2 protein-coding genes are annotated in these 2,917 nt (G+C 42.8%); both read left to right on the top strand.

Annotated elements, in window-relative coordinates; genetic code table 11:
- Positions 1-1,697 (top strand): DUF1553 domain-containing protein (locus ACOVO2_RS13575; RefSeq protein ID WP_421770500.1); only part of this gene is annotated, 1,697 nt, incomplete at its 5' end.
- Position 1,698: 1 nt separating this feature from the next.
- On the top strand, positions 1,699-2,917 hold a 1,219-nt coding region (locus ACOVO2_RS13580; RefSeq protein ID WP_421770501.1), incomplete at its 3' end, for a DUF1501 domain-containing protein.

Below are 2,917 nucleotides of genomic sequence, written 5' to 3' on the forward strand. Positions count from 1 at the left end.
CAGAGGCTTTTACGGTTGGAATGTGGGCATATATTCCGAAAGAAATGAAAGATGGGGTAATTTTCCATAAAAGTAATGCTGAGCGTTTGTATAATTTCAAGGGCTATCACCTTTTTCTACGAAATAATAAATTAGAAATCACGATGGCTCACACCGCCCCTTCAAATGCCATTACAAAATTGAGTTTGAAAGATACTCCTCGTGAAAAATGGCTGCATTTGAGTATGACTTATGATGGTTCGGCTAAAGCAAATGGTTTCAAATTATATCTCGATGGTGAAGAAATGGCGATGGAAACCGTCATCGACCAACTATACAAAGACATTATTTTTTATTCAAAATCAGAACCAGCATTACAGATTGGTGGCTGGTGGCGTGGCTTAGGTTTTAAGGGTGGAAAGGTTGACGATGCCGCAGTTTATAATCGAGCATTAACACCATTTGAAGTAAAAATCTTAGCAAAAAAGGCCGATTGGAGCAGTATTACCAATAAATCAGCGAGCGAACTAAATGCTCAAGAGAAAACGATTTTAAAAGACTATTACTTTTCGGCCGTCAATCCCAGCGTTTTATCGGCACAAAAAGAACTACAAAAACTCCGAACGGCTTTATCTGATTCAAGCGAAAAAATTGCTGAAATAATGGTTATGCAAGAAATGCCTAAACCTAAAATCACGCACTTGCTTCATCGAGGGCAATATGATGCTTTAGGCGAAGAAGTCAAACCCAATACACCTAAAGATATTCTTGCGTTTCCTGCCAATTTGCCTAAAAATCGACTTGGTTTGGCTCAATGGCTTACTGACGGAAAGAATCCGCTCACGGCACGAGTAGCGGTGAACCGAATTTGGCAAAATTTCTTCGGAACGGGCATTGTGAAAACTACCGAAGATTTTGGCAATCAAGGCGAAATGCCGAGCCACCCCGAATTACTCGATTGGCTGGCAGTCAATTTCCAAGAAGATTGGGATGTGAAAAAACTTAATAAACTAATCGTGATGTCGGCCACGTATCGACAAAATTCAAGAGCCACCAAAGAAGTGCGTGAGCGTGACCCCGAAAATCGCTTGCTTTCGCACGGACCAAGCAATCGACTTTCGGCCGAAATGGTGCGTGATAATGCTCTGGCCGTAAGTGGTTTAATCAATAAAAAAATTGGCGGTAAAAGCGTGAAACCTTATCAACCAGACGGATTATGGGAAATTAATAATACGCACTATACCCAAGATTCGAGCGATGCCATCTATCGCCGTAGCCTTTATGTGGTTGTTAAGCGTTCGGTGCCAAATCCGACTTTGGGAACATTCGATGCTCCTTCTCGTAGCTATTGCGTTGTTCGCCGACAAAAGACCAATACACCTTTGCAAGCCCTCGTTACGCTCAACGACCCAACTTTTATCGAGGCCGCCAAAGTGATGGGAGAAAGTATGACCAAACAAGCTGACACCCGAAAAGCTATTGTTGATATTTACCGAAAACTAACCAGCAAAACTCCATCTGAAAGAGAACTGGACTTGCTTTTATCTCTACAAAAAGCTGAATATGAGCAATTTAAGCAAAATTCAGATAAAACCAAAGGTTGGCTAAAAACAGGACTTTATAAAATTGACCCAACTTTAGAAGCCGCCGCAGTAGCCGCCAATGCCGTTGTGGCAAGTACGATTTTAAACTCAGACGCAACCATTACCAAACGCTAAAATGGCACATCACGACGATACTTTCAAACTTCATTCGCCTGAGTTTTCGGCTTTAAATCGAAAATTGGATAGACGTGATTTTTTGCTCCGCACGGCCTCGGGTTTAGGTGCAATGGCTCTAAGTAGTTTGATTAGTTCAAACGCAAAAGGCAACACGCTCGAACAGCAAATAATGAGTGCATTACCCAGCATCGCCCCGAAAGCCAAACGAGTCGTTTATTTGTTTATGAGCGGTGGACCTTCTCAATTTGAAACTTTCGACTACAAACCCAAACTCAGTAATATGTTTGGGCAAGGTTTGCCCGATTCGGTGCGAAAAGGGCAACGACTCACGGGTATGAGTGCCAATCAAGCGGTTTTACCGCTCGTTCCGTCGGCCTATAAATTTAATCAATACGGAAAAAGTAAGACTTGGGTAAGCAATTTACTGCCTTATACTGCCCAAGTGGTTGATGATTTGTGCATCGTAAAATCTATGTTTACCGAGCAAATCAATCATGACCCCGCCATAACGTTTTTTCAAACGGGGCATCAACTCCCTGGCCGCCCTTCAATTGGTTCTTGGATGAGTTACGGACTGGGTTCTGAAAATCAAAATCTACCTGCGTTTATTGTTTTGGTTTCAAAAAATGCCTCGAAAGACCAGCCACTTTATGCTCGTTTGTGGGGAAATGGCTTTCTGCCTTCCGAGCATCAAGGAGTCCAATTCCGTTCGGGAAAAGACCCAGTTTTGTTTCTCAATAATCCCGAAGGATATGACGGCCAAGACCGCCAAGAAATGTTGGAATATTTGACAAAACTCAACCAGTTACAAAACGAAACTTGGGGCGACCCCGAAGTAGATGCTCGAATCGCTCAATACGAAATGGCGTATCGCATGCAAACCTCTGTTCCCGAAGTAATGGATACTTCTAAAGAACCCGATGAAGTTTTTGAACTCTACGGCGAAGGTAGCCGAGACAAAGGAACGTATGCCGCTAATTGCCTTTTAGCTCGGAAATTACTCGAAAAAGATGTCAGATTTGTGCAACTTTATCACCAAGGCTGGGACCACCACGGTTCGTTGCCCAAAGGAATGGCTCACCAATGCAAACAAACCGATAGAGCCACCGCAGCCTTGATTATTGATTTAAAAAGAAGAGGTTTGCTCGAAGATACTTTAGTAGTTTGGGGTGGAGAATTCGGTAGAACAGTTTATTCTCAAGGAAAACTCACCAAAG

This window comes from Emticicia sp. (genome assembly GCF_049241225.1).
Taxonomy (GTDB): Bacteria; Bacteroidota; Bacteroidia; order Cytophagales; family Spirosomataceae; genus Emticicia.